At 65.0% G+C, this 23,172-nt stretch carries 24 protein-coding genes; 11 read left to right on the top strand and 13 right to left on the bottom strand.

Annotated elements, in window-relative coordinates; translation table 11 throughout:
• Positions 1-212: 212 nt before the first annotated feature.
• From CVM73_RS12135 to CVM73_RS12115, 5 genes are all read right to left on the bottom strand, one after another.
• Positions 213-1,019 carry an SDR family NAD(P)-dependent oxidoreductase gene (locus CVM73_RS12135; protein ID WP_100232220.1) on the bottom strand — a complete coding sequence of 269 codons (807 nt, stop codon included), beginning with the start codon at positions 1,017-1,019 and terminating at the stop codon, positions 213-215.
• Positions 1,020-1,107: 88 nt separating this feature from the next.
• The gene (locus CVM73_RS12130) at positions 1,108-1,521 is read right to left on the bottom strand and encodes a DUF1850 domain-containing protein (RefSeq protein ID WP_100232219.1); all 414 of its coding nucleotides are present in this window, start codon (positions 1,519-1,521) and stop codon (positions 1,108-1,110) included.
• Positions 1,482-3,596, bottom strand: a complete 2,115-nt coding sequence (locus tag CVM73_RS12125) for a TRAP transporter permease (protein ID WP_167406795.1) — start codon at positions 3,594-3,596, stop codon at positions 1,482-1,484. Before CVM73_RS12125 ends, CVM73_RS12130 begins: the two co-directional genes overlap by 40 nt.
• A 191-nt stretch (positions 3,597-3,787) precedes the next feature.
• A complete protein-coding gene (locus tag CVM73_RS12120) occupies positions 3,788-4,735 on the bottom strand; it encodes a TAXI family TRAP transporter solute-binding subunit (RefSeq protein WP_100232218.1) in 948 nt (315 codons plus the stop codon).
• A gap of 393 nt (positions 4,736-5,128) precedes the next feature.
• A complete protein-coding gene (locus tag CVM73_RS12115; RefSeq protein ID WP_167406794.1) occupies positions 5,129-5,608 on the bottom strand; it encodes a hypothetical protein in 480 nt (159 codons plus the stop codon).
• Between the two features lie 193 nt (positions 5,609-5,801).
• Between CVM73_RS12115 and CVM73_RS12110 the strand changes: the two genes are divergently transcribed.
• On the top strand, positions 5,802-6,107 hold the full coding sequence (locus CVM73_RS12110) for a hypothetical protein (protein WP_100232217.1): 306 nt from the start codon (positions 5,802-5,804) through the stop codon (positions 6,105-6,107).
• A 160-nt stretch (positions 6,108-6,267) separates the two neighbouring features.
• Here CVM73_RS12110 and CVM73_RS12105 read toward each other — a convergent pair whose 3' ends face one another.
• Complete coding sequence (locus CVM73_RS12105) at positions 6,268-7,488, bottom strand: hypothetical protein (protein WP_100232216.1); 1,221 nt, start codon at positions 7,486-7,488, stop codon at positions 6,268-6,270.
• A gap of 56 nt (positions 7,489-7,544) precedes the next feature.
• A complete protein-coding gene (locus tag CVM73_RS12100; protein WP_167406793.1) occupies positions 7,545-8,168 on the bottom strand; it encodes an NUDIX hydrolase in 624 nt (207 codons plus the stop codon).
• Positions 8,169-8,230: 62 nt separating this feature from the next.
• On the opposite strand from CVM73_RS12100, the gene CVM73_RS12095 reads away from it, so the two are divergent.
• From CVM73_RS12095 to CVM73_RS12080, 4 genes are all read left to right on the top strand, one after another.
• Positions 8,231-8,656 carry a PaaI family thioesterase gene (locus CVM73_RS12095; protein WP_100232214.1) on the top strand — a complete coding sequence of 142 codons (426 nt, stop codon included), beginning with the start codon at positions 8,231-8,233 and terminating at the stop codon, positions 8,654-8,656.
• Positions 8,657-8,956: 300 nt separating this feature from the next.
• Positions 8,957-9,967 (top strand): aldo/keto reductase, encoded by a 1,011-nt coding sequence (locus CVM73_RS12090; RefSeq protein WP_167406792.1) that lies wholly within the window; start codon positions 8,957-8,959, stop codon positions 9,965-9,967.
• A gap of 15 nt (positions 9,968-9,982) precedes the next feature.
• A complete protein-coding gene (locus CVM73_RS12085; RefSeq protein ID WP_100232212.1) occupies positions 9,983-11,287 on the top strand; it encodes a tetratricopeptide repeat protein in 1,305 nt (434 codons plus the stop codon).
• 204 nt (positions 11,288-11,491) lie between these two features.
• A complete protein-coding gene (locus tag CVM73_RS12080) occupies positions 11,492-12,070 on the top strand; it encodes a hypothetical protein (RefSeq protein WP_100232362.1) in 579 nt (192 codons plus the stop codon).
• A gap of 9 nt (positions 12,071-12,079) precedes the next feature.
• On the opposite strand, the gene CVM73_RS12075 is transcribed toward CVM73_RS12080, so the two are convergent.
• Positions 12,080-13,639: an oleate hydratase gene (locus CVM73_RS12075; RefSeq protein WP_167406791.1), complete on the bottom strand. Its 1,560-nt coding sequence runs from the start codon at positions 13,637-13,639 to the stop codon at positions 12,080-12,082.
• A 95-nt stretch (positions 13,640-13,734) separates the two neighbouring features.
• Positions 13,735-15,561, bottom strand: coding sequence for an AMP-dependent synthetase/ligase (locus CVM73_RS12070; RefSeq protein ID WP_167406790.1), 1,827 nt, complete (start codon positions 15,559-15,561; stop codon positions 13,735-13,737).
• Between the two features lie 111 nt (positions 15,562-15,672).
• Between CVM73_RS12070 and CVM73_RS12065 the strand changes: the two genes are divergently transcribed.
• Both CVM73_RS12065 and CVM73_RS12060 read left to right on the top strand, forming a co-directional pair.
• On the top strand, positions 15,673-16,020 hold the full coding sequence (locus CVM73_RS12065; RefSeq protein WP_100232209.1) for a DUF3088 domain-containing protein: 348 nt from the start codon (positions 15,673-15,675) through the stop codon (positions 16,018-16,020).
• Between the two features lie 337 nt (positions 16,021-16,357).
• Positions 16,358-16,672, top strand: a complete 315-nt coding sequence (locus tag CVM73_RS12060) for a hypothetical protein (RefSeq protein WP_167406789.1) — start codon at positions 16,358-16,360, stop codon at positions 16,670-16,672.
• A gap of 41 nt (positions 16,673-16,713) precedes the next feature.
• Here the strand turns inward: CVM73_RS12060 and CVM73_RS12055 are convergent, their stop codons facing one another.
• From CVM73_RS12055 to CVM73_RS12040, 4 genes are all read right to left on the bottom strand, one after another.
• Positions 16,714-17,985 (bottom strand): flavin monoamine oxidase family protein, encoded by a 1,272-nt coding sequence (locus CVM73_RS12055; protein WP_100232208.1) that lies wholly within the window; start codon positions 17,983-17,985, stop codon positions 16,714-16,716.
• A 9-nt stretch (positions 17,986-17,994) separates the two neighbouring features.
• Positions 17,995-18,702 (bottom strand): RibD family protein, encoded by a 708-nt coding sequence (locus CVM73_RS12050; protein WP_100232207.1) that lies wholly within the window; start codon positions 18,700-18,702, stop codon positions 17,995-17,997.
• Between the two features lie 19 nt (positions 18,703-18,721).
• The gene (locus tag CVM73_RS12045) at positions 18,722-19,396 is read right to left on the bottom strand and encodes an FABP family protein (RefSeq protein ID WP_100232206.1); all 675 of its coding nucleotides are present in this window, start codon (positions 19,394-19,396) and stop codon (positions 18,722-18,724) included.
• Positions 19,397-19,587: 191 nt separating this feature from the next.
• Complete coding sequence (locus tag CVM73_RS12040; protein WP_100232205.1) at positions 19,588-19,836, bottom strand: hypothetical protein; 249 nt, start codon at positions 19,834-19,836, stop codon at positions 19,588-19,590.
• Between the two features lie 360 nt (positions 19,837-20,196).
• Here CVM73_RS12040 and CVM73_RS12035 point away from each other — a divergent pair, with 360 nt between their 5' ends.
• The 4 genes from CVM73_RS12035 (at position 20,197) to CVM73_RS12020 (ending at position 23,110) form a co-directional block, all read left to right on the top strand.
• Positions 20,197-20,466, top strand: a complete 270-nt coding sequence (locus CVM73_RS12035; protein ID WP_100232204.1) for a hypothetical protein — start codon at positions 20,197-20,199, stop codon at positions 20,464-20,466.
• An 88-nt stretch (positions 20,467-20,554) separates the two neighbouring features.
• The gene (locus tag CVM73_RS12030) at positions 20,555-20,890 is read left to right on the top strand and encodes a hypothetical protein (RefSeq protein WP_100232203.1); all 336 of its coding nucleotides are present in this window, start codon (positions 20,555-20,557) and stop codon (positions 20,888-20,890) included.
• Positions 20,891-21,016: 126 nt separating this feature from the next.
• The gene (locus CVM73_RS12025; protein ID WP_245452290.1) at positions 21,017-21,412 is read left to right on the top strand and encodes a hypothetical protein; all 396 of its coding nucleotides are present in this window, start codon (positions 21,017-21,019) and stop codon (positions 21,410-21,412) included.
• Positions 21,413-21,625: 213 nt separating this feature from the next.
• Positions 21,626-23,110 (top strand): autotransporter domain-containing protein, encoded by a 1,485-nt coding sequence (locus CVM73_RS12020; RefSeq protein ID WP_100232201.1) that lies wholly within the window; start codon positions 21,626-21,628, stop codon positions 23,108-23,110.
• The last annotated feature ends 62 nt before the right edge of the window (positions 23,111-23,172 follow it).

Genomic DNA, 23,172 nt, shown 5'->3' with positions numbered 1-23,172 from the left:
GCTATGGACAACGCGCAGCGTTGACTGGAGCGGAGCGCAGATCCGGGACCCCCGCGCGAGCGCTTGCGCTCGTCACGATAACCACAGGCAGATGTGGTTACGATGATTCGGAGTTACTGTTTGGCAAAACAACTCCACCCTGTGGCTATGGGTCCCGGATCGGCGCGCGCTTGAGGCGCGCTTGTCCGGGACGACAGTGGAGTATGAGGCGCCTATGCCCCCGCTTTGCAGGTGATCCCGCCGTCCACGACCAGCTCGATCCCCGTCACATATTTCGACTCGTCCGAGGCCAGGAACAGCGCGGCGTTGGCGACGTCGAAGGCATCGCCCATATGGCCCATCGGCACTTGCGCGTCGCGGGCGCGCCACATCGCTTCCACATCGCCCTTGGCGTAGCTGGCGGCGAGACCGGCGGAATGCTCCACCATCGGCGTCTTCATCAGGCCGGGCAGGATCGCGTTGACGCGAACATTGTGGCGCGCGAACTCGATCGCGGTGGTGCGCGTCATCATGTTCATCGCCGCCTTCGAGGTGCCGTAGGTGACATAGGAGATGCCCATGTGACGGATCGAGGCGATCGAGGAGATGTTGATGATCGAACCGCCGCCCTGCTTCACCATGACGGGGATGACGTGCTTCATGGCGAAATAGGCGCTCTTGAGGTTGACGCTGAAAACGCGGTCCCAGCTCTCCTCGCTCACCTCGACCACACTACCCATCTCGGCGATGCCGACATTGTTGTCGAGCACGTCGATGCGGCCATAGGCCTTCAGGCACGCCGCCACCATCGCCTCGATCTCGGCAGGCCGTGAGACGTCGGCCGTGAACGCCGTCGCCTTGCCGCCTTCGTCGGCGATGATCTTCGCGGTCTCCTCGGCCGCCGCACCATTGCGATCGACGCAAAACACCTGCGCGCCCTCGCGCGCAAAGGTCACCGCGGTCGCCTTGCCATTGCCCCAGCCCGGTCCGATCGAGCCGGCCCCCACCACCATCGCAACCTTGCCCTTGAGCCGATCCATCGCGTATCTCCCTTGTTGTTCTTGTAGCCCGGATGAGCGCAGCGACATTCGGGACAGCCGTTCCCGGATATCGCTGCGCTCATCCGGGCTACGGATCCTTGCAGACGCTCATCGTCGTGACGTTAGCACCGATCGGATGCCCGACAATCTCCGACAACGTCCGGCACTTTCCATCATGGCATAGCCTCCACTCCCCGGCCGCACCAGAATTGCCAAGCACGACCTCTTGCATCGGCCTCCGCTTCGGCTGCCACTGAAACCAGTCGTCGATCAGCCGCGCCTCCGGCGGCGGCTCCATGCCGGGGCCGGTGCCCTTGACGCGGGCCTGCACCAGCGCGAGCCCGGCGGGCGTCACCCGCCAGTCCTCCTGCCAGTCGACCTTCGCGATCGAATGCGTCCAGACAAGCGTGAACGCGGACAGCGCCAGCGCCTTCACGCCGACCGCCGTTGCGAAGCAGAGGCTCACGCCGCCTCGACCACTGCCGGCGGACGCTGCCGCCATTGCCACAGCACGAGCGCCGCAGCGAGCACAAAACCCGCGGTGTCGCTGAACGGGAATTCGCCGAGCAGACAGAACGCGGCGCCGAGCGCGACCAGGCGCTCGATCAGCGCTAGTCGCGTGAACAGGAAGCCGATTGCGACCATGCCGAACAGGGCGATCGCGACCAGCGCCTTGAAGCTTGCCAGCGCGACTGCGCCATAGAAACCGAGCTTGGCCGCCATGGGATCGCCGGCCTGCAGCATCAATGCCGGCGAATAGACGAAGATGAAGGGAATGACGTAGCCGGCGAGCGCGATGCGCATCGCCTCCCAGCCGATCTTATCCGGGTTCTCCTTGGCGATCGGCGCGGCTGCGAGCGCGGCGAGCGCCACCGGCGGCGACAGGTCGGCCATGATGCCGTAGTAGAACGCGAACATGTGGCTCGCGATCAGCGGCACACCAAGTTTCGCGAGCGCTGGCGCGGCAAGCGCGGCGGTGATGATGTAGGTCGGGATGGTCGGAATGCCGGTACCGAGCAGGATCGACAGCAGCATGGTCATGACCAGCGCCAGGAACAGGCTCTTCTCGCCGAGACCGATCACCCAACCCCCGAAGATGGTGCCGACGCCCGTCTGCGACATCATGCCGATGATGACGCCGACGATGGCGCAGGCCATGCCGACGGTGATGGCGGATTTCGCGCTCTCGGCGAGCGCGTCGCGGCAGGCGCGCAATGCTTTCAGTCCACCGCGGACGAAGGCGGTGATCAAAATCAGCCCGACCACGACGGACGCGACCGGCACGATCTGGAGGCCATCGCGCGACAGCGCGGCGACGACCAGCGCGAGCCCGATCCAGAAGATATAACGGATGATTGTCGCCGAGACGCCCGCCGTGATGCTGGTCCCCAGGATCAGCGCCACGGTCAGCGCGAGACCCATGCTGCCGGCATAGAGCGGCGTGAAGCCTTCGAACAGCATGTAGACGAGGGCTGCGAGCGGCAGCACGAGATACCAGCCCTTCACCAGCGCCTTCCAGGCGCTCGGGGTTTCCGAACGCTTCATGCCGGTGAGACCGTGCTTGCCGGCTTCCAGATGCACCATCCAGAACGCCGAGGCGAAATAGAGGATGGCGGGGATCGCGGCCGCCTTCACGATCTCGGAATATTGCACGCCGAGCGTCTCGGCCATGATGAAGGCCACCGCGCCCATCACCGGCGGCATGATTTGGCCGCCCATCGAGGCCGTGGCCTCGACACCGGCCGCGAAGGCGCGGCGGTAGCCGAACTTGATCATCAAGGGAATCGTGAACTGGCCGACGGTGACGACATTGGCGACGCCCGAGCCGGAGATCGTGCCCATCATGCCCGAGGCGAACACCGCGACCTTGGCAGGTCCGCCGCGGGTGCGGCCGAACAGGCCGAGCGAAACGTCGGTGAACAGCTGGATCATGCCGGCACGCTCCAGGAACGAGCCGAACAGGATGAACAGGAAGATGTAGGTCGCCGAGACGTAGATCGGCACGCCGTAGAAGCCCTCGGTGCCGAACGACAGGTGCGTGACGATCTGGTCGAAATCGTAACCGCGATGGTTGAGCGGCGACGGCAGGTACTGCCCGAAGAACCAGTAGACGAGGCACGCGCCGCACATCAGCGGCAGCGCCGCGCCCATCAGCCGCCGCGTGCCCTCGAAGATCAGCACCGCGAGCAGCGTGCCGACGGCGAGGTCGAGCCTGGTCGGATCGCCGTCGCGCGCGATCAGGTCCGCGTAGAAGATCCACTGATAGAGCCCGCAGAAAAAGCCGGCAGCGCCGATCAGCCAGCCCAGCGCGCGGCCGAAATTGCTCTTGGCAGTGAAGTTGGCGATCAGGCCGAAGGTGAGCAGGACCAGGAAGCCGACGTGGACGCCGCGCACCACCTGACTCGGCAGATAGTTGAAGGCAGCGACATAGAGCTGGAAGGTGGCAAAGGCGATGCCGACCCAATAGGCGAGCGCGCCCCACCAGCCCGGGCCGAACCCTTCCGGAAAGCCATGCTCGAAATTGTCGAACTCGACCTTGACGGGCGCAGCTTCAGTGCCCTCTACCTTTTCCAGCATCTCATTCGTCCTCAGCCTGTCCATGCCAGATAGCATTGGCACGGGGCCCCAAAAACGTCATGCCCGGGATTATCCCGGGCATCCACGATCATTCTCTCCGTCATTCCGGGGCGAGGCGCAGCATCGAACCCGGAATCTCGAGATTCCGGGTTCGGCTCTGGCGAGCCGCCCCGGAATGACGACCGAGCGACTTACTTGATCAGCCCTTTTTCCTTGTAATAGCGGATCGCGCCGGGGTGCAGCGGAACCGGGCTGCCATTGGCGGCCGTCTCGAGCTTGATCTCCTTGCCGGCCGCGTGCGCGTTGGCGAGCTCGGGCAGCGACTCGTAGACCAGTTTTGTCATTTGATAGGCGAGATCGTCCGACACCGCCGAGCTCGTGACGAGATAATTGATCACGGCCGCAGTCGGCACGTCCTTGTCCTGGCCGGTATAGGTGTTGGCCGGAATGATCGCGGAGACGAAGGGCGGGCCTATCTTGTCGACCGTCTCCTTGGGCACCGACACCACCGTGATCGGGCTCGAGGTCGACAGGTCTTTCAGCGAGGCGACGCCCAGCCCGGCCGATTGCAGCGTGGCGTTGAGCTGCCGGTTCTTCATGAGATCGACGGATTCGGCGAACGGCAGATATTCGACCTTGCCGAGATCCTTGTAGCTCATGCCGGCTGCGCTGAGGATCGCGCGGGAATTCAGCTCGGTGCCCGACTTCGGCGCGCCGACCGACAGGCTCTTGCCCTTGAGATCGGCCAGCGTCTTGATGCCGCTGTCCGCGGTCGCGACGATCTGGATATAGTTCGGATAGATCGCGCCGATGGTCCGGAGCTTGTCGAGCTTGGTCTTGAAGCCCGCCTCCTCCTCGCCGTCCCAGGCCGCTTTCAGCGAGTCGCCCAGCGTGAACGCCAGCTCACCGCGGCCCTGCTGCAGCAGGATCAAATTCTCGACCGACGCCTTGGTGGCCTGCACCTGCGTCTTCACGTTCGGAATCTTGTCGCCGTAGATCTTTCCGATCGCGACCCCGAGCGGATAGTAGACGCCCGAGGTGCCGCCGGTCAGCACGTTGATGAAGGATTGCGCCTGCGCGCAAGGTGCCGACGCCGCCAGAGCAAGAGCCGCGGCCACGCCGAAAATCGTTCGTTTCATGGTTGTTGTACTCCCCAAACCGGCGGCGAAATTGGCCGGATGAGGGGTGCGGGTCAACCCATCCAAAAGGCAAAACAGGACTGCGGCAAATGGCCGATCCGGCTCGATCTTTTCGGGAACCGGACAGGTGCGGCGACGTGGCGCAGTGGGCGATGAGCGGCCTCATATGAGGATCGAGCGCTCGTGTCGCAGGCTCGGTGCAGCCTCTCCCGCATGCGGGAGAGGTCGGCGCGGCCGGGCGATGCGCAGCATCGTCCCGTGCGCCGGGTGAGGGCTCTTTCCTCTAGGGGATTGTCCCAATGCGGAGACACCCTCTCCCCACCCTCCCCCGCAGGCGGGGGAGGGAGCGCACCTCCTACGAGGCGGCGATTGAACACACCATGCCCAGCCCCCTCACTGGAACGTCATGTCCAGGCATTTGGAGATATCGGAGCCGAGGCCGGAGGAGATGATGATGCAGCCGCGCACCTTCTGCGCGGTGACGTCGGCGGCCCAGACCGAATAGCCGCCGGGGCCGAAGAACGAGTTGGTGTTCGGCGGCTCGGTCTCGGTCGCGTCGAAATCATACTTGCCGTCGGTCTCGAAGATGCGCGGCTTCTTGGTGCAGCCGCCGTCGGTCTGGACGTTGATGACTTCCTTGTTGTCGCGGGTCAGCGCCAGCGAGACCTGGCAGCGGAAATATTCCGAGGTCCTGGTGTTGAAGAGGTAGGTATAGGACTTGCAGGTCGCCGTGTTCAGCTTGCCCGGGGCAAGGCCGCGGCTGCACGAAATTCGTTGGTTGTGGCTGAGCTGGTAATCATCGGCCCGGGCTGCCGGCGCCAGCGCCGTCAGCGACACTACAGCGGCCCAGCAAAACTTGATCACATGGCGCATCCGAATCATCCCCACCGATAATTTTGTCGAGTTGCGTTCTAGACGGAAAGCGGAACATAGTCGCGAGGGGACGAAGGGAAAATCACAAGCTGCTGGGCAAGACGTGATGCGCTGCGGCGCTTTCGCAAATTGACCCGGACACATCGTTCGTGATTTGTTCAAGCCTGGAATGTCCCGACCGTGGGAGGATGGGATGACGGCATTTTCAATCAAGACATTTGCAATCGCAGCCGCGCTCGGCGCGTTCGCGGCGCCCGCATTGGCGCAAACCGCAGCGACGCCCTGGGAGCTCAGGCCCGACACGGGCTACGCCTACGACAAGGACGGCAAGACCTATTCCTACAAGATGGGCACCAGCAACGCCGGCGAGCTGCTGAAGGGCGCCAAGAAGGTGCCCAAGGGCACGCTGTTCTTCATCGGCCACAACGGCCAGCTCTACATGCGCACCGGCCCGTATCTGGAGGGCGACGGCAAGTTCAAGTTCGGGCCGGATCAGTAGAGACGGCCGAAGCAGCGCCACATACACGGTGTCATCACCCGCGAAGGCGGGTGATCCAGTATTCCAGAGAGCGCGGTTGAACACGGAGACGCCGCGGCGCCCTGGATGCCCCGGTCAAGCCGGGGCATGACAGCGGAAGACGTGGCAAGAGCGAAAGCTCTCAAAACGCCCCCGCCAGCTCCCTTGCGCCGGCTTTGCTGCTGTTCGAGTCCATGCGGTCATCCGTCACTGCGAGCAACTTCGCCACCGTGTTGTGGCGGATCGCGACGGGGTTGCGCTCATAGCCGCCGCGCTGGAAGAAGTTCGAGGTCGGCACCTGCTCGCGCATCGCCTGTGGCATCGTCACCATGTCGAGGCCGGTGCCGTCGCCGGTGAGGTTCATCATCTCGAGCTCGGCCGCAGTGAGCGGGCGGCTGTATCCCTTGGCGCGGGCGAACAGCACCGAGGTCAGCAGCTTATGGGTCTGCAGCATCGGCCCGATGTCGATGTCCAGCACCATCGCATGCATGGCCCAGCCCTGCGGCGTGTTGCCGATCTTCTCGTGCTCCGACCAGGTGTCGGGCACCGACTTCGCGTGGGCCACCATCTTCTTCAGCACGGCGAGCTTGTGCTCGAGCGCCTGGCGCGCAGGCCCCGAGGTTCGCGCCACCTTCTCCGAGAGCGCACGAATGAATTCATGCCCCTGCTCGGCGAGCAGCTCGACGCTGTTGGTGGTCAGCAGCTGGTTATAGCCCATCGCGGTCGAGATCGCGCGCTTGCCGCCATGCTCGATGCCGGCCTGCACGTCGTAACTGCCGGTGCCACCGGTTTCGAACGAATAGACCCGCACCGCCTGCTCGCGTGTCAGCCCTAAGGCCAGTGCATAGCGCGCATAGGCGCGCTTGAACTCGAGCTCGCCGGACGGGCGTTGCGGCGTGAACTGGTAGAGCTCCTGCGCCGCACGCAGCAAATCGGCGACAACCGGAATGGGCTTTCGGGGCGGGCGCTCCGGCGTCTCTTCCGGCTCTGGGTTCACCGGCCGCTTCGGCCCGGTATAGAGCGGCGGATGCTCCAGCACGTAATCGTCGAGCGTGATCTGCTGTCCGCTGCGCCGCTTGGCGTTGCGGGTCTTCCGCTTCTCGGAGATCAGGCTCCAATAAGCGCCGGCCTCGGCATCGAAGGCGGCACGCGCGGCCTGATATTCCGCGAGCTTGCGGCGATATTCGAGCACGGCCGGAGACGCACCCCCACCTTGCGCGAAAAACTGCGACAGCAGCTGGGCGTTGGCGTTGCGAGCGGCCGGCGGCAGCGTGTCGGCCTCGCCGCCGCGCGCGGCCGGCGCGAGCAGCACGAGCGCGAATGGAACCAGCGTCAGGACGCGTCGAATCGGTATGTGATGCATGCTGCCCTCTTAGCAGGCATCCGGTAACCGTCACGTTAACGCGCCGTTTACCATCGTCACTTCCAGGCAAAGACCGGCTGTTCCAGGTCGGTGACGCGGGTGTGCCGCCCCGCCAGCACCTCGCGGAACTGATAGATCAGCGCTGCCGTCGGGGCGTGGATCAGGCTCATCTGGTGATGGAAGCGGATCACGCGGCGGCTGCTTTCGGGGATCGCGGTGAAATCGAAGGCATCGTCGCGCTCGATCGTGGCGAGCGCGATGCGATGGACGGACGCGACCTCGTCCGGGTTCGGTCTGATCGCGGCGCTATCGGCGGCCCAGACCACGACCGGCGTGATCAGATAGCCGGAACGTGTCGGGTAATCGTCCAGCGTGCCGAGCACATCCGCATCGTTGAGGCGAAGGCCGAGCTCCTCGTCGAGCTCGCGCAGCGCCGCGTCGACCGGCGTCTCGCCGGGATCGCAGCGGCCGCCAGGCAGCGCCCATTGACCGCGATGGGCGCGCAGATGCGATGCCCGCAGCGTGAGCAGCAGCGCAGTGTCGTCGCCCTCACTCGCGGTCAGCGCAACCGCCACCGCAGCGCGCTTCAGCGTCGCCGGCGCATCATCGTCCCCCAGCCGCCTGAAGGCTGCGCAGGCCTCCGCGATATTCCGCCGTGTGGCATCGTCGAACGGTCTCATGATGCTTGACTACACCACGTCCGGCCCCGATGAAATGAGCCCGCACAGGAACGGACGACGAGATGACCAACAAGGCCGCCGCAAGGCTCAAATCAGAGGGCTGGAGCATCCTTGAGACCACGGGCTTCCTGCACCTGATCGGCCCGTTGTGGGAGCGCAAGGTCGACGGCCAATACGAATTCGCACTCGCCACCGAAGACAAGCACCACAACCGCCGCGGCATGGTCCAGGGCGGCGTGATGATGACGTTCGCCGACCGCACCTGCGGCATGACCGCCCGCTACGTCTCCGGCAAGGAGTTCATGGCGACGGTGCAGCTCGACACCCACTTCGTGGAAGCCGGCCAGATCGGTGACATCCTGATCTCCCGCCCGCGCGTGGTGCGCTCGACTCGCAGCCTGATCTTCATGAGCACCGAGGTGACGGTGGACAACCGCTGCATCGTGATGGCGAACGGCGTGTTCAAGATTTTGAAAGGTCCGGCGTAGTCACAGGCTAGGCAGCCCCGCTGCCAACACGCCACCGCTGTCATTCCCCGCGAAGGCGGGGAATCCAGTACGCCGCGGCTTGTCGGCTCCATCACTGCGACCTCTGGAATACTGGATCGTCCGCCTTCGCGGACGATGACACCGAATATGAGGCACAGGCGCGCCCCACACCGTCGTTGCGAGCGCAGCGAAGCAATCCAGAATCTTGCCGCGAATGCAGTTCTGGATTGCTTCGCTGCGCTCGCAATGACGAGATGGGATGGCTATGCTGCCATCCAACGATATCTCGAGGACCCGCTCATGCAATACCGTCAGCTCGGCCGCAGCGGCCTGAAAGTGTCGCCGATCTGTCTCGGCACCATGATGTTCGGCGGGCCGACCGATGAAGCCGCGTCAAAGCGGATCATCGACAAGGCGCGCGATGCTGGGATCAATTTCATTGACACGGCGGACGCCTATTCGAAGGGCGCGTCCGAGGAGGTCGTCGGCCGCGCCATCGCCAGCAATCGCAACGACTGGGTGCTCGCGACGAAGCTGGCCAACCCCATGGGCGAGGATCCCAATCGCGGCGGGCTGTCGCGACGCTGGGTATTGCAGGCCGCCGACGAAAGCCTGAGGCGGCTCGGCACCGATCGCATCGACATCTACTACCTGCACAAGGAAGACCATGCGACGCCGCTGGAGGAGACGGTGCGCGCGATGGGCGACCTCATCCGCGCCGGCAAGGTGCGCTATTTCGGCGTCTCGAACTACCGCGCCTGGCGCGTCGCCGAGATCTGCAACATCTGCGATCGGCTCGGCATCGACCGGCCCGCGGTGAGCCAGCCTTACTATAACGCGATGAACCGCATGCCCGAGGTCGAGCACTTTCCGGCCTGTTCCTATTACGGCCTTGGCATCGTGCCCTATAGTCCCTTGGCGCGCGGCGTGCTCACCGGCAAGTACAGGCCCGATGCAGCCCCCGACAAAGAGACGCGCGCGGGCCGCAACGACACCCGCATGATGCAAACGGAATGGCGGCCGGAATCGCTCCAGCTCGCGCAGGAGATCAAGACCCATGCGGAGAAGAAAGGCATCACCGCCGGCCAGTTCGCGGTCGCCTGGGTGTTGAACTCCGCCTTCGTCTCGTCGGTGATCGCCGGTCCCCGCACCGAGGAGCAATGGGACGGCTACGTCAGCGCGCTCGATTATCGTTTCACCGCGGAGGACGAGGCGCTGATCGACCGGCTGGTGACGCCGGGTCACCCCTCGACGCCCGGCTATAACGATCCGGCCTATCCGATCGAAGGCCGCCGCGCGCGGACGGCTTGAGAACGGGAGACAACGATGGCGCTTGAAGACCGCTACGGCCTGCCGCTCTCCACCACCTCGCATGAGGCAGCAGGCGCCTATCGCGACGGCGCCGACCTGATGCTCGCGGGGTGGACCGGCACGGCGGAGACGCTGGAGCGCGCGATTGCGGCTGACCCGGATTTCGCGCTGGCCCATATCGCTCGCGGCCGCGTGCATGCCTTCTACCAGCAGGGCGATCTCGCCCGAGGCAAGGCGGCGCTGGCGCGCGAACTGGTGGCCAAGCGCGGCACCGAGCGCGAGCGCTCGCATGTCGAGACGCTGGCGCTCGCGATCGAGGGCCGGCTGCCGGAGGCGATCGCTTCGACGCTGAAGCACATCGACGCATGGCCCCGCGACGCATTGGTGCTGTCGCTGCCGCTCGGCGCGTTCGGCCTGTTCGCCTTCTCCGGCATGGCAGACCACGATCGCGCCCGGCACGAGCTCTGCGAGCGCGTCGCGCAGCATTACGGCGAGGACTGGTGGTTCCTCGCGATGTCCGGCTGGGCGATGACCGAGAATGGCGACGTCGCGCGCGGTCGCGCCGTCACCGAGCGCGGCTTCAATCTGCGCCGGGCGAATGCCCATGCCGCGCACGCGGTGCTGCATGCGATGTTCGAGGATGGATCGATCGACGCGGCCGACCGTCTCGTCGACGAATGGATCCCGACTTACGACCGCGCCGGAATCCTGCACGGCCATATCCGCTGGCATCAGGCGCTCGGCGCGCTTGAATATGGCAATGCCACACGGGCGCTTGCGATCTATGCCGACGTGCTTCAGCCCGCCGCGACGCAGGCGCCGCCGCTCAACGTCATCACCGACAGCGCCTCGCTGCTCTGGCGCCTGTCGGCTTACGGCCATGCCGTGCCGAAGGCGCTGTGGCTGCAAGCTGACACCGCCGCGCAGAAACTGTTTCCGAAATCGAGCCTGTCCTTTGCCGACGTCCACATGGCTCTGTTCGCGGCCGCGACGCAGAATCGCGAAGCGCTCGCCGCGCGCCTTGCGGTGATCGAGCAGCGGCTCGCTGACGGCAAGCTGCCGGCCGGCCCCGTGGTGCCGACGATCTTCCGGGCGTTCGCGGACGAGGATTACGGGACTTGCGTGCAGATGCTCGCGCCGGTGCTCGGCGAGGTCGTGCGCATCGGCGGCAGCCACGCCCAGCGCGAGCTGATCGAGGACACCTTTATCGTCGCACTGATGCGTAGCGGTGAGCTGCCCCGCGCCCGTGCCCTGCTGGACGCCCGCCTCCATCGCCGGCCCTCACTTCGAGATGCACGCTGGCAGGCGGCGATGGGCTAGCTCCGCCACGAAAAAAACACCGCCCTGATGGCATGTGCCTGATGGGACGGGTTGTGCGATTTGTACGAATCGTCGTCGGGGATGAGCGCGGTGGTATTCCAGGCGGGAATTGCAAAGCGAACAGGATCGCAACCAATTTACGGTTCGATGGTTATGGTGCGGAGCCTCTCCGCCGCAACGGCCCCCTGGCACATGAGCCCGACGATGCGCCTCTGCCGACCGGTCCTCGCCGCGTTGCTCGTGGCTTTGGCAAGTCCTTGTTTTGCCGAGACTTCCAAACCCCTCCCGGTGAACAATCCGCTGGCGCAGCAGAACGCCTTCATCGATCTCCTGGCGCTGATGTCAGGCCACTGCAAGACGTTCAGGGTCCAAGGCCGCACCTTCCCGTGCAAGACGGTGGCCTATGCCCATGGCGACAAGGGCCGGGTCAATTTCGCGGTCGCGGTCGACGACCCCTCCGATGACAGCCACGTCGTGTCGTTCTCCGGCGAGAACGGCAAACGCGCCGACGACAATTCCTACGAGCTGCCGATCGATCGCATGCTGCTCAACTCCAAGGACCGGCCAAAGGTCGATGGCCTGCCGGTGCCCGCCGAGCAGACCTCCACGGGTCTCTGCCGCCAGACTGGCAATTTCGCCGCCCGGAAGGTCAACGACGTCACCTGCTCGGCGACCGACAACGAGGGGCGGACCTACGAGCTCTTGTTCGTCTCCGACGGCACGCCGGTCAGCGTGCGCCGCATCCGCCAGTCGGTCCCGTCGATCCAGGACCCGTTCAAGTAGCTCCATCCATCACGCGAACGCCTTTTCCAGCGTCGCGAAGATCACGGCGAGCGACTTGTCGTGCCGCGTCACCGGCGGCACAGGGCGATCGATCTTCATGAGCTGATAGACCGCCATCTGCGCCGCGCGCACCGAATATTCGACGGTGAACACGACGTCATCGGGAATTTCGACGAACTGGCTGACGAAGGCGAGATTGACGGAATTCTTGGGCACCGGCAGCGGCCGGTCGGCCAGATTGCGCGGCATGAACATGCTGGTGATGTAAGGCATGCGGCAGGGAATGCAGATCGCATCCTCGAACACGGCGGAATCGAAGTTCAGGTGACCGCAGAGCTCCTTCAGGATCTCGGCGCCGCCGCAATCGGACATCGGCTTTGCCACGAAATTGCCGATGCGATCGGGATGCAGCGCATACCCCCAGAACACCTGCACGTTCCTCGGTTGTCCCGTGAAATGCGGCTGGTGATAGAGCACGACCGACATCAGCCAGTTGGAATCCTTGAACGTGACGAGCCCGCCGGTGCCGGCCCTGTTGCCGGAGAACGCCTCCATTTGGTCGAAGAACCGCGGATCGCGGCAGGTGACGGTGAAGGACAGCCAATAGGATTCGGGGATCGAATCGTTGAACACCGACGGATTGCCGAATTCGGGACGTTCTTTCGCGATCGTCTCCCATAGCGCCCAGCCCTGACTGTCGGCCTTGGTCAGGCGCGGCGGCGGCTCGGTCATCGTGCCCAGGCTCGATGCGTCCGTCATCGAGCCATTCTGGAAGAAGACGAGATCGTCGTCTTCGAGCCGGACGTTGGCGGTGCGGCTGTCGCGGTCCAGCGTGAGCTGGCGCACCCGCACGCGCGCGCCGTCGGCCTCGAACGCCATGTCGATGACGCGCGTGCCGCGCACGAACTGCACGCCCTGGCGCTTGAGCCAGTCGGCGAGCGGCCGCACGATCGCGTCATACTGATTGTAGACGGTGCGCTTGACGCCGCCGAGCGTCTCGATGCGCGGAAACTCGTTCATGAAGCGATGCAGATAGCGCTTCAGCTCGACCGCGCTGTGCCAGGGCTGGAAGGCGAAGGTGGTCTGCCACATGTACCAGAAATTGGACTCGAAGAATCCGGGCGACAGCCAGTCGGTGATGCGGCTATTGCCGAGCGTCTCCTCCGCAGCCTCGGTGAGCCGCAGCAGCTCGAGCCGGTCGCGCGCGGAGAAGCCCATATGCGAAACATCGACCTTGAAGCAATTGCGGTCGACCAGACGTGCCCGGGAGTGCGCCGGATTCTCCACGTTGAACGCGACCGTCTCCTCGCGCACGCTGAGGCCGGGATGTTCGAGCGAGGGAATGCGCGAGAGCAGATCCCAGGTGCACTCGTAATGGTCGGTGGTGAGCATGCGCCCGCCGCGGAGCGAGTAGGCGCCGTTCGCGAGCTGCGCGCCGTCGAGGCTACCGCCGATCAGCGGCTGCGCCTCGTAGATCACGATGTCGCGCCCCGGCAGCTGCGCATCGCGAACGAGAAACGCTGCGCCTGCGAGCGATCCAATGCCACCGCCGATGAAATACGCCTTCATGACCTGCCCCGATCTCTCATTCCAATGTCGCAGCGACATTGCATCGGGCGGCGGCGGCCAAAGTTGCGCTGGATCAAGGGCGACGCGAGGCGAAATCACGTCGACGTTATCACCACGGGCTTCTTGGCGTAGATCTGCTCGATCTCGGCGGCGAAGCGGCGCTCCAGCGCGGGGCGCTTGTTCTTCAGTGTCGGCGTGAGCAAGCCGCTGGCAATGGTCCACGGATCCAACGTCCACCATACCGCGCGCGGTGTCGCGTAGGACGGATAGGCCTTCACGGCTGCCGCTATTCTGGCCAGCAGCGCGGTCCGTTCCGCCGCGGCGCCTTGGTTGCCGCTCGCCGCGAGCCTTTCTTTCTCCTGCTCCCAGGCTCTTGTATTCAGCACGACCAGCGCGGTGAGGAACGGCCGTTGTTCGCCGATCACCAGCGCCTGCTCGAACAAGGGGTCGGCGAGGATCGCGGTCTCCAGATCCACCGGCGCGATCTTCTCGCCGGTTGAAGTGACCAGGATGTCCTTGATGCGGCCGGTGATGGTGATGCGCCCGTTCGCGATGCGGGCCTGATCGCCGGTGTGCAGCCAGCCGTCGACCTGCTTGACCCTGCGCGTCTCCTCCGGATTATGCCAGTAGCCGAGCATCACGCCGGGTCCGCGAACAAGCAGCTCATCGCGCTCGCCGAGCCTGACCTCTGTTCCGTCCAGGACGCGCCCGACCGAGGACGGATCGTTGTCGTCGGGCGTATTGACGGAAACGACTGGCGAGGTCTCGGTCATGCCGTAGCCCTGGAGGATGTCGAGCCCGAGCGCGAGAAACAGGCGGATGACCGGCTCGGCGATCGGCGCGCCGCCGGAGACCGCAACACGCAGGCGTCCGCCGAACCGGGCCAGCACCTTGTCGGCGACGAAGCGCTTCAGGAGCGGCCAGGCAAGCCGGTCGAACAGCGACAGCGAACCACGCCCTTGCCGCGCATCGAAGCGCCGCCCCCCGACGGCAAGCGCAAGATCGAGCAGCGCGCGTTCTGCGCCACCGGCGGCCGCACGATGCTGCATGATCAGAGCGTAGATCCGCTCATAGATGCGCGGCACCGAGACCAGCACCGTCGGCCGAACCATCTTCAGGTCTTCCGCCAGCTGCGGCACCGAGCGCGCATAGGCGACGCAGGCCCCCACCGCGATCGGATAATAATAGCCGCCGGTACGCTCGAAGGTGTGCGAGAGCGGCAGGAAGGACAGGAACACGTCGTTCGGCACGGCCGCGATGCGCTGCGCGACGGCCTTCACGTTGGCGACGATGTTGCCATGCGACAGCATCACGCCCTTGGGCCGGCCGGTCGTGCCCGAGGTATAGACGATGGCGGCAAGATCGCCCGGCTCGACCGCGACGTCAGTCAGCGGCGCGCTTACGCCGGAGGATTCTGCGAGCCAGCGGTCGAGCGCGACGATACGGGCATCGGCGGCAGTGAGCCCCGCCGCATCCGCGCAGACGATGCGTTTGAGATGGTCGAGCGGCTGGCCGGTGGCGGTGATCGCCTGCCAGCGCGCCAGCGTATCCACGAACAGCAGCAGCGCGCCGGAATCGGCGAGGATGTAGGCGATGCTATCGGGGTTATCGACGGCATGCATCGGCACCGGCACGAGCCCGCGCGCCAGCGCCGCCTGGTCCATCGCGACGTGCGCAATGCCGTTCGGCATCAGGATGGCGACGCGCTCGCCGGGTGAAAAACCCTCCGCAGCCAACGCCCGCCGCCAGTGCTCGAATTCCGCGTCGATCTCCTGCCAGGACCGGCTGATCCAGCGCCCTGCCGCCGCATCGAAATGGCGATAGGCCTCTGCCGTCGGCGTCGCACGGACGCGCCAGCGCAAGAGCTCCGGCAATGTCGCGACGTCAGCGAGCGACGGCGGTTGACTGATCGGCCCCGGCATGGCGTTCTTTCTTAACCTCATCGATCCCCAACCATTTGGGGCCTCGACACTAGGCCGGCCAGACCGCGCCGCCTTGATCCTCAGCAAGGCGGCCATGCTTCGGAGCCACCCATGACGCGCGACCGCCTGTACCTGCTGCGTCCCGGGTTCGAGGATCCGGCTTTTCCGGGCCGCCGGTTCTATTGCTGGCATTGTGCGCTGATCGAGGGCGTGCTGGCCTCGTTTCCACAGCTCGCCGACAAGCTCGACGTCGAGCGGATCCCCTGGCCACGGCCGCGGCAAGCCGTGATCACGCTGGTCGGCGAGGAGAACCAGTCGCTGCCGCTGCTCGTGCTCGCGACTGGGGCGACTTCGCCGCACCAGACCGGCAGCCACCAGGGCCGCGCCTTCGTCGCCGACAAGGACGCCATCCTCGCCGCGCTCTCCGAGCGCCACGGCTTTCCCGATCCGCATCCGTGAGAGTGTTTGCGAAAATCTGCGTGCCCACTCTCGTGTCCCGGACGCGCTGCAGCGCTCTTTGCGCTGCTGCGCAGAGCCGGGACCCATGCAGCGGTCAGACCAGGAACATGCGCCCCGGCTCAGCAGCGCATCGTCGAAGAGACGCTGCACTGCGTCCGGGGCACGAGTCCGGAGGCGACGCGCGGTCATGCGACAATAGAACACGCGGCGTTCGAACATCCACAGACGTTAACGCGCGTTAATCGGAACTCACGTCTGCGTCGTTTCGACGCCCGCACTGGCGGGAACGCGCCGGATGCTCATGTGTTGTCACACGACATTCAACTGGAGTGATGACATGAAATATCTCATTGTCGCGATGGCCGTCGGCGCTGCGGCGCTTACTGGCGGATCGGCGGCGAGCGCGGCCGGCAGCGTAAGCGCCAAGCAGACCGTGCAGGAAAGCCAGTCCACCGACATTAGCGCGCACCGCAGGTACCATCGCTGGCATGGTTACCACCATCATTGGGGGCGTCATCACAGCTATTACCGGCCCTATTACAGAAGCTACGGCTACTACCCGCGGCACCACGGCTATTACGGCGGCGGACCGTACGGCTATTACGGCGGAGGTCCCGGCGTGACGTTCAGCTTTGGCGGCGGTCGCTGGTAAGACACAAGACAAGAGGCCCGCCGCGATGCGGGCCTCTTTTGCTATCCCTGCAAAATCGCCCCCGCTGTCTCCAGGCCACTCGCGAGCGCCGCCTCGACCGTGCCCATGTCGCGGCCGCGATAGAGCGCTTCGCCGGAAAACAGCACCCGCCCATCGGCACGTACGAGGATCGCTTGTGCCTCCCGCGTCCGCGGCGTCGCCCACGAATAGGCGCCGCGCGCAAAGCGATCATGCGCCCAGTTGGTCGCCGCCGTCGCCACCAGCTCGCGCGCGATGTCATCGCGCGGCAGGCCGAAGACGACGGCGAGCGAATCGACCCCGACATCGATCAGTCCCTGCGGATCGAGGCTGTCCAGCTCTGTCGTACGCGGGCCACCGAACCAGCCCGTGAGCACGGCATGCTGGCTCGGATATTGCGTCCACCACACCGGGATCGCCTGGTCGGACAAGAGGAACGTCATGTCCGCGAGCTTGTCGTTGCGCTCGCGCCACCATGGTCGCGCAAAGCGCAGCAGGATCTTGATGACGTTGCCAAAGCCGATATCGTCGGCAGCAGCGAGCTTCGCGCGCGCGCCCGCCGGCAGCGCGATCTCGCGCAGCAGCGGCAGCGGCACGGTGAGGATCACGCGATCGCAGGCGTGCACATCGCCGCCGGCACAGCGAACGGCCACCGCGCCGCCCTCCTCCGCAATGGCCGACACGACGCTGCCGAGGCGGATGGTGACGCCGTGCCTGCGGCAGTCGGCGGCCAGCACGTCGATCATCGCGCCGTATCCGCCATCGATGCGCGCCTGCGGAGCATGTCCGCCATCCATCCATTCCGCGCGCAGCGCCAGCGTGGACGCGCGCTCAGGATCGGCCGCGTCATAACCCTCGACCATGCGTTCGATCGAATGGCGCATCGGCGCGTAGTCGTCCCCGGCGAAATACCGGCGCAGGAAGTCGGCGACCGTGAGGTCGTCCTTCAAGTCCCGCAGCACGGCTTGAAGCTCCGCCTCATGCGGATCGAGGCGCTCCTCGCGGGAGAGCTTGGTCCCGTCAAAGCTCCACTGCTCGCCTTCAAGCTCCTGGAGGGACAGCCCGGCCTCGCGCAGCAGTGCGCGCGTGACCGGCGCCTCGCCATGGACGAACTCAGCGCCGCCGTCGGCGGGATAGCCGAAATCCGAGGCCGGCAGCGGATGAATGCGGCCGCCACAGCGCTGGCGCGCCTCCAGAATCGTCACCTTCCGGCCGGCACGCGCCAGCTCGCGCGCCGCCATCAGGCCGGCCGCGCCGGCGCCGACGATGACGATGTGCTCGGATGTATCGGACATGGCCGCGCCCTACCGGCTCGCGGCTTGCGGATCGTTCTTGATCAGATATCGCAGCAGCAGGACGCCGCCGCCGAGCTCGCGGGTGCTCTCCAGCATCATCGCGGTGATCGGCGCGCGCCGGTCGCTGTCCGCCTCCGTCGAATCGAACACGAACGGGGCGCCCTTTGCGCCGTCGATCGCGGGGCTGAGGATCAGATTGAATTCGTCGATGAGGCCGGCGCGCAGGAACGCGCCGTTGGCGACGCCACCGCCCTCGACCAGCAGACGCTTCACGCCGAGCTCGCGGGCGAGAATGTCCAGCGTCAGCCCCAGATCGATCTCGGATTTGCCGGCAAAGATGTAGGACACGCCCTCGCCGCGGAGCCCGGCGAGATGCGAATCCGGGACGTTTTCGGTCAGCACGACGACGATCGGATCGCCGCCGATGTCCGCACGACCCCAGCCGATCTTGCCCTGCGCATCGAGCACGACGCCATAGGTCTTCGCATCGCGCCGCGCGAACCAGTTTTCGCGCGGAAATTTCGCGTCCGTCGCGGGATAGGGCTTGCCCTTGGCGAACTCCGACCCGGTGACGCGGCCGATCACCCAGGCATCGCCGCCGAGCTCGTCATGGATCGTCTCGAACCAGTCCGTGCCCGCGCCTTTCGGGCGCCAGCGGCTGGGATGCGTGCGGCCGTCGAGACTCGAATGCATCAGACAGATGACATAGGGCTTCATGCAATCCTCCGGGCAACGCTCAGGCCGCTGATCCATCGCCACCTGCATTCTCCTTGGCGCGATCGTTGACGATCACCGCCAGCGGGTTGAGCTTTGGCGGCGCGACGAGCTGGAGTGTGTTGGTGTCGCGATGATTGAACGGCGCGCCGCGCACGAGCAACTCGGTCTGGATCAGATAGGTCCAGCTGCCGTCGTCGTTGAAGGTGATGTCGCAGCGGTAGGAGTCAGTGCGGAAGGCCTGTTCCAGAAAATCGGTCGAGCAGATCCCGTAGGCGGTGTCGCCGCGCTTCGCGGTAACGGAGATCGTCCTGTCATCCGGCCCGGCCTTGCCCGAGGCCAGCAGCACCTGCCCGCGCGGGATCGCCAGCGTCTGCATGATCAACCCGGTCGCCGGCTCCCACAGCCAGTAGCCGACCTGGTCGTGGAAGGTGATGTCTTCCTCGGGCGTGTTGATGTGGATGTGATAACGCAGCCCGTACAGCAGCTGCGGCCCGTTGGCCTGCGGATCGATCGGGTCCATGCGGATGCGCTCGATGAACGTTCGCCGCTCCGGCCCTTCCGCCTTCGGATTGATGTCGATGCCCTTGTCCGCCTGCCAGGTGCCGGCGAGACGGCGGAGGGGGCCGAGATTGGCAAGTCCGTCGGGCGAGACGTCCTCGGGCTCGGTGAAGATATCGGCGGGAATGGGGAGCATGAAGGCCTCGCGGGATTGCAGAGACCAGCAATAGCACGGACAGGCGCGGTCTGAATTCAACTGTTACCGGCACAAGCGCCGGAGGCATTCGAGCCATGCGATGATGCGCGTTGCATCCCGAGCCCGCTTCCGGTGCTGCGGCCGGCAGGTTAACCCAGTCGTTGCGCTGCCGACGCGCCCGCGAACCGCCGTCAAGCCGCTTCGGACACCGATTTCGCGCGTAGCTCGAGCACGCCGATGGTCGCGACCAAATTGTCGCGCCGGGCGCGAAGGTTGAGCGCGAGCAGCGGATAGGTCGGCTGAGTCGGGTCGAACACCCCGGCGCGAGCCTCTTCCTCGAGAATGTCGGTGTTGATCAGCCGAACGCGCCACCATAAGTCGGCGATCAACGCGTCGAGCCGGAGTTCATCAGCAGCACCAGAACGGGACACTTCCTGCATCACTTGCCTCAACCTGAAACGGCCTCTCCTCCGAAGCCAGGGGTTGGGTCATGACTGAGCAAGGGCAGTGCCAGGACGGGCAGGCGCGGGTTGGGTCCGGCAGTTGGCCGCTCGGCAGGATGGGAGTCGAATGTGAAGGTAGACCTGGTCCAGATCGACCTGATCGGTTGCATATCAATTTATTCGCAACTCTCTATCATGAGCATTGAAAAACTCTTCATCATTTCGTGATGGCAGCGTGAGAATTCCGAATCCTTCGATAACTGTGATCCATCACACGGAAGTATGCGCCGATGAGTCCTATCGTCCAACCATCGAACGCAATCACGCGGCTCGAACTGACCAGAAAGGATCACGCCCATGTTTCGCTCCATCCTCATCGTCTCCGCCGCCGTCCTCTCGCTCACTGCTTCGAGCGCGTTTGCAGGCAACTCCTCTTCGATCGTGCAGAACGGCAACGGCAACGCCGCCGAGACCTTCCAGAGGGGCCGCAACAACGACAGCCAGGTCATTCAGTTCGGTAACGGCAACGGCGCCGGCATCCATCAGGTCGGTCGCAACAACAACGCCGGCATCGGCCAGAACGGCGACGGCAACTACGGTGGGGTTTGGCAGCGCAGCCGCCGCTGATCCGCTGATCTCATCGCGCGGAAAGGAACAGTGACGGCCCGTCCTCACATTCCTTTCCGCGTCGCGAACCCTCGAAGGGAGAAACCCGATGAAAAAGCTTCTGTTCGTCACCAGCGCTGCGCTGGTGCTGATCTCCGCTCCTGCTTTCGCCGGCGGTGTCACGGCATGCGTGCACGCCAGAACGCAGATCGGTAACGGCGCCAGCGATAACGTCAGCCAGAACTGCCAATACAACATGAATGGCCAGGTGCAGGCCGGCAACGGAATGTCAGCCGGCGCGCGGCAATCCGGAACCAGCAACACGTCGAGCCAGCTTCAGCTCGGCAACGGCAACTCGACCCGCCTCAGCCAACGTGGCCGTGACAACAGCGCCGGCGCCATGCAGGTTGGAAACGGCAATCGCGTCAACGTTCGTCAATGGTAGGACGTCGGCTCGCAAGGTCGGAGCCGGACGCGGTTGGGCGAGCCCCCTCGTCCAACGCGCGTTTCATGACAGGAGAAACAGATGAAGCTGATCCAATGGCCGGCTTTCGTGGTCGCTGGAAGCCTGATGGCCGCTCTCGCGAGCGCGTCGTTGCGAGCCGAGACGACCTCGGTGAATAACGGCAGCAATTCGGCGAACATCACCCAGAGCGGAGATCCGGCGAAGACGGACAAGCGGGTGGATACCCGCCCCGGCTACACGCATATCGAGCAGCGCAACGGCGGCAACTCGGCGACGATCATCCAGCGCTCGAAGCCCGGCTCGCCTGATGGCACCGACACCGAAGGTGGCAACACCCCGAATGGACCGACGGCGCCGGATGGAACCGAGAGCGATGACGAGCGTGGACCCGCGCTCACCGATTCAGATGTCTACCGGCAGGTCCGCAAGGGTGCTTCGCCGCAATCACAGCAGACTTTGGATAATCTGATGAAATCGCTGGGTTTGCAGAAGAAGATGTAGTCTGCAGCGGCGCCGGCCAGAGCCATCGCAATTGGAACCGCGCAAGCCTGATCGCTGGCGCGGGTTCCCGCGTCAATCATCGCCGATAAAACTGTGTCGAAAGATATCAGCGGCTGTCACCTCGCGGCAACAGGCAGCCGGGTCCCACTGCGCTAATGTGCCCATCGTCGGCGGATTCAAGCGCGTTCCTTTCAGGCGGGGCAAGGTGGGGCGATGAAGAGCAAATCAGCTGGCAAGGCATTGTCTGGGCAATGGTTGTGTGGCTACGCGCTCGGGCTGGCCGCCACTGTGCTGCTCGCTGAATCGGCGAGCGCCCAGACTGGTTTCATCGATACCACCGGCTACGGCTTTGTGTCCTTGGACGGGCCGATCGTCGTGAACCAGGCGTTCGGACCCGGGCAGAACATTGCGGGCATCGTTCAGTTGGCGCCGAATCCGTTGGCGACGGTCACCCAGACCGGTTTTTACAACCGTACCGCGATCATCCAGGTTGATGCAACAAATACCGCGGCGATCACCCAGACCGGCGATTTCAGCCATGCCTATGTCATCCAGGTCGGCCCGACCAATGCCTCGGCGGTCGCGCAGACCGGCAACAATTCATCGGCGATCGTGATCCAGCTCGCGGCCTCCCCGATCGCGGCACTCGGAACCGGCTATCTCCAGCGCGTGGCATCAAATCTTCTATTCGCGCCGGAGACCGCGGCGGCGCTGCCGAGCATGGCCCAGCTCAGCGGCCAGGATTTTTCCCGCGACCTGTTTTCGCAACTCGACACCGGCCGCGGACAGGCCTGCATCGATCAGGCGCCCGCGGCGCCAGCGCCGCTGGTCACCAAGGCTCCCGTCGTCAAGGCACCGCCGATCGCAAATCCTTGTCGGATCGCGCTGTTCGTTCAGGGCAATTACCATCACGGCGACCGCGCCGACGCATTCGGCTCGACCAAGTACAGCTATGATTCGGGCGGCGTGCTGGCCGGAGCAAAGTTCTACGTCACGCCGAACGTCACCATCGGTCCAACCTTCGGCTACACCCGCACGGCCGCCGATTTCAGACAGGGACTTGGCTCGACCGACCTCGACTCCTACCATCTCGGTGGTTTTTTCGCCTACGACACCAGCGCGCTGTTCGTGCACGCGGTTGCAGCTTATGGCTGGAATCGATTTGACGTTTCGCGCACCGGATTTGGCGCGCCGATCACCCCGAAGACCGATGGAAACACAAGCGTCGCCGCGATCAAAGCCGGGTACCTGTTTGACGTGGGCCTCGGGCGTCTGGGCCCGATCGGCGGCTTCACCTATTCGCACACCCGTGTGGACGGCTATTCGGAGACGGGCGATCCGTTCCTGACCCAGACGGTGGCAGGCCAGTCGCTACAATCAGCCGTAGTCAGCGGCGGAATTCGCTTCCAACCTCGTATCGCCGTCTTCGGTGCACGGGCCGACAGCTTCGTCGACGTCACCGTGGAGAAGGACCTGCGCGATGCGACGCGGGTGTTGCAGACGACATTCACTCTGGCACCGGCCGTGCCGATCTTCACGCCGGTGCGGCCGTTCAACGACACCTATGTCCGGATCGCCGGCGGCATTGGCTACGACGTCAGTCCGAATGCGCGGCTCACCGTTTCGGCCGAGGGACTGGTCGCCAATCGCGGCGCGAACAGCGTCGGAGTGAACGCCGGATTGCGCTTCGGCTTCTGACGGCGCGCGAGCTCGGCGCATGGTCCGAGCCGATCAGCCTGCTCGACCGGCGATATCAGTCC

The organism is Bradyrhizobium forestalis (genome assembly GCF_002795245.1).
GTDB lineage: Bacteria > Pseudomonadota > Alphaproteobacteria > Rhizobiales > Xanthobacteraceae > Bradyrhizobium > Bradyrhizobium forestalis.
The sequence above is the reverse complement of the archived record's forward strand: the minus strand, read 5'-3'. Positions and strand labels throughout refer to the sequence as shown.

Coding starts and splice junctions, on each gene's coding strand:
- CVM73_RS12095 (WP_100232214.1), top strand. CDS start 8,231: ATGACCAACAAGGCCGCCGCAAGGCTCAAATCAGAGGGCTGGAGCATC.
- CVM73_RS12090 (WP_167406792.1), top strand. CDS start 8,957: ATGCAATACCGTCAGCTCGGCCGCAGCGGCCTGAAAGTGTCGCCGATC.
- CVM73_RS12075 (WP_167406791.1), bottom strand. CDS start 13,639: ATGAAGGCGTATTTCATCGGCGGTGGCATTGGATCGCTCGCAGGCGCA.
- CVM73_RS12115 (WP_167406794.1), bottom strand. CDS start 5,608: ATGCGCCATGTGATCAAGTTTTGCTGGGCCGCTGTAGTGTCGCTGACG.
- CVM73_RS12110 (WP_100232217.1), top strand. CDS start 5,802: ATGACGGCATTTTCAATCAAGACATTTGCAATCGCAGCCGCGCTCGGC.
- CVM73_RS12060 (WP_167406789.1), top strand. CDS start 16,358: ATGAAATATCTCATTGTCGCGATGGCCGTCGGCGCTGCGGCGCTTACT.
- CVM73_RS12045 (WP_100232206.1), bottom strand. CDS start 19,396: ATGCTCCCCATTCCCGCCGATATCTTCACCGAGCCCGAGGACGTCTCG.
- CVM73_RS12050 (WP_100232207.1), bottom strand. CDS start 18,702: ATGAAGCCCTATGTCATCTGTCTGATGCATTCGAGTCTCGACGGCCGC.
- CVM73_RS12020 (WP_100232201.1), top strand. CDS start 21,626: ATGAAGAGCAAATCAGCTGGCAAGGCATTGTCTGGGCAATGGTTGTGT.
- CVM73_RS12135 (WP_100232220.1), bottom strand. CDS start 1,019: ATGGATCGGCTCAAGGGCAAGGTTGCGATGGTGGTGGGGGCCGGCTCG.
- CVM73_RS12035 (WP_100232204.1), top strand. CDS start 20,197: ATGTTTCGCTCCATCCTCATCGTCTCCGCCGCCGTCCTCTCGCTCACT.
- CVM73_RS12065 (WP_100232209.1), top strand. CDS start 15,673: ATGACGCGCGACCGCCTGTACCTGCTGCGTCCCGGGTTCGAGGATCCG.
- CVM73_RS12025 (WP_245452290.1), top strand. CDS start 21,017: ATGGCCGCTCTCGCGAGCGCGTCGTTGCGAGCCGAGACGACCTCGGTG.
- CVM73_RS12040 (WP_100232205.1), bottom strand. CDS start 19,836: ATGCAGGAAGTGTCCCGTTCTGGTGCTGCTGATGAACTCCGGCTCGAC.
- CVM73_RS12070 (WP_167406790.1), bottom strand. CDS start 15,561: ATGCCGGGGCCGATCAGTCAACCGCCGTCGCTCGCTGACGTCGCGACA.
- CVM73_RS12125 (WP_167406795.1), bottom strand. CDS start 3,596: ATGCTGGAAAAGGTAGAGGGCACTGAAGCTGCGCCCGTCAAGGTCGAG.
- CVM73_RS12120 (WP_100232218.1), bottom strand. CDS start 4,735: ATGAAACGAACGATTTTCGGCGTGGCCGCGGCTCTTGCTCTGGCGGCG.
- CVM73_RS12100 (WP_167406793.1), bottom strand. CDS start 8,168: ATGAGACCGTTCGACGATGCCACACGGCGGAATATCGCGGAGGCCTGC.
- CVM73_RS12085 (WP_100232212.1), top strand. CDS start 9,983: ATGGCGCTTGAAGACCGCTACGGCCTGCCGCTCTCCACCACCTCGCAT.
- CVM73_RS12030 (WP_100232203.1), top strand. CDS start 20,555: ATGAAAAAGCTTCTGTTCGTCACCAGCGCTGCGCTGGTGCTGATCTCC.
- CVM73_RS12105 (WP_100232216.1), bottom strand. CDS start 7,488: ATGCATCACATACCGATTCGACGCGTCCTGACGCTGGTTCCATTCGCG.
- CVM73_RS12080 (WP_100232362.1), top strand. CDS start 11,492: ATGCGCCTCTGCCGACCGGTCCTCGCCGCGTTGCTCGTGGCTTTGGCA.
- CVM73_RS12055 (WP_100232208.1), bottom strand. CDS start 17,985: ATGTCCGATACATCCGAGCACATCGTCATCGTCGGCGCCGGCGCGGCC.
- CVM73_RS12130 (WP_100232219.1), bottom strand. CDS start 1,521: ATGGCGGCAGCGTCCGCCGGCAGTGGTCGAGGCGGCGTGAGCCTCTGC.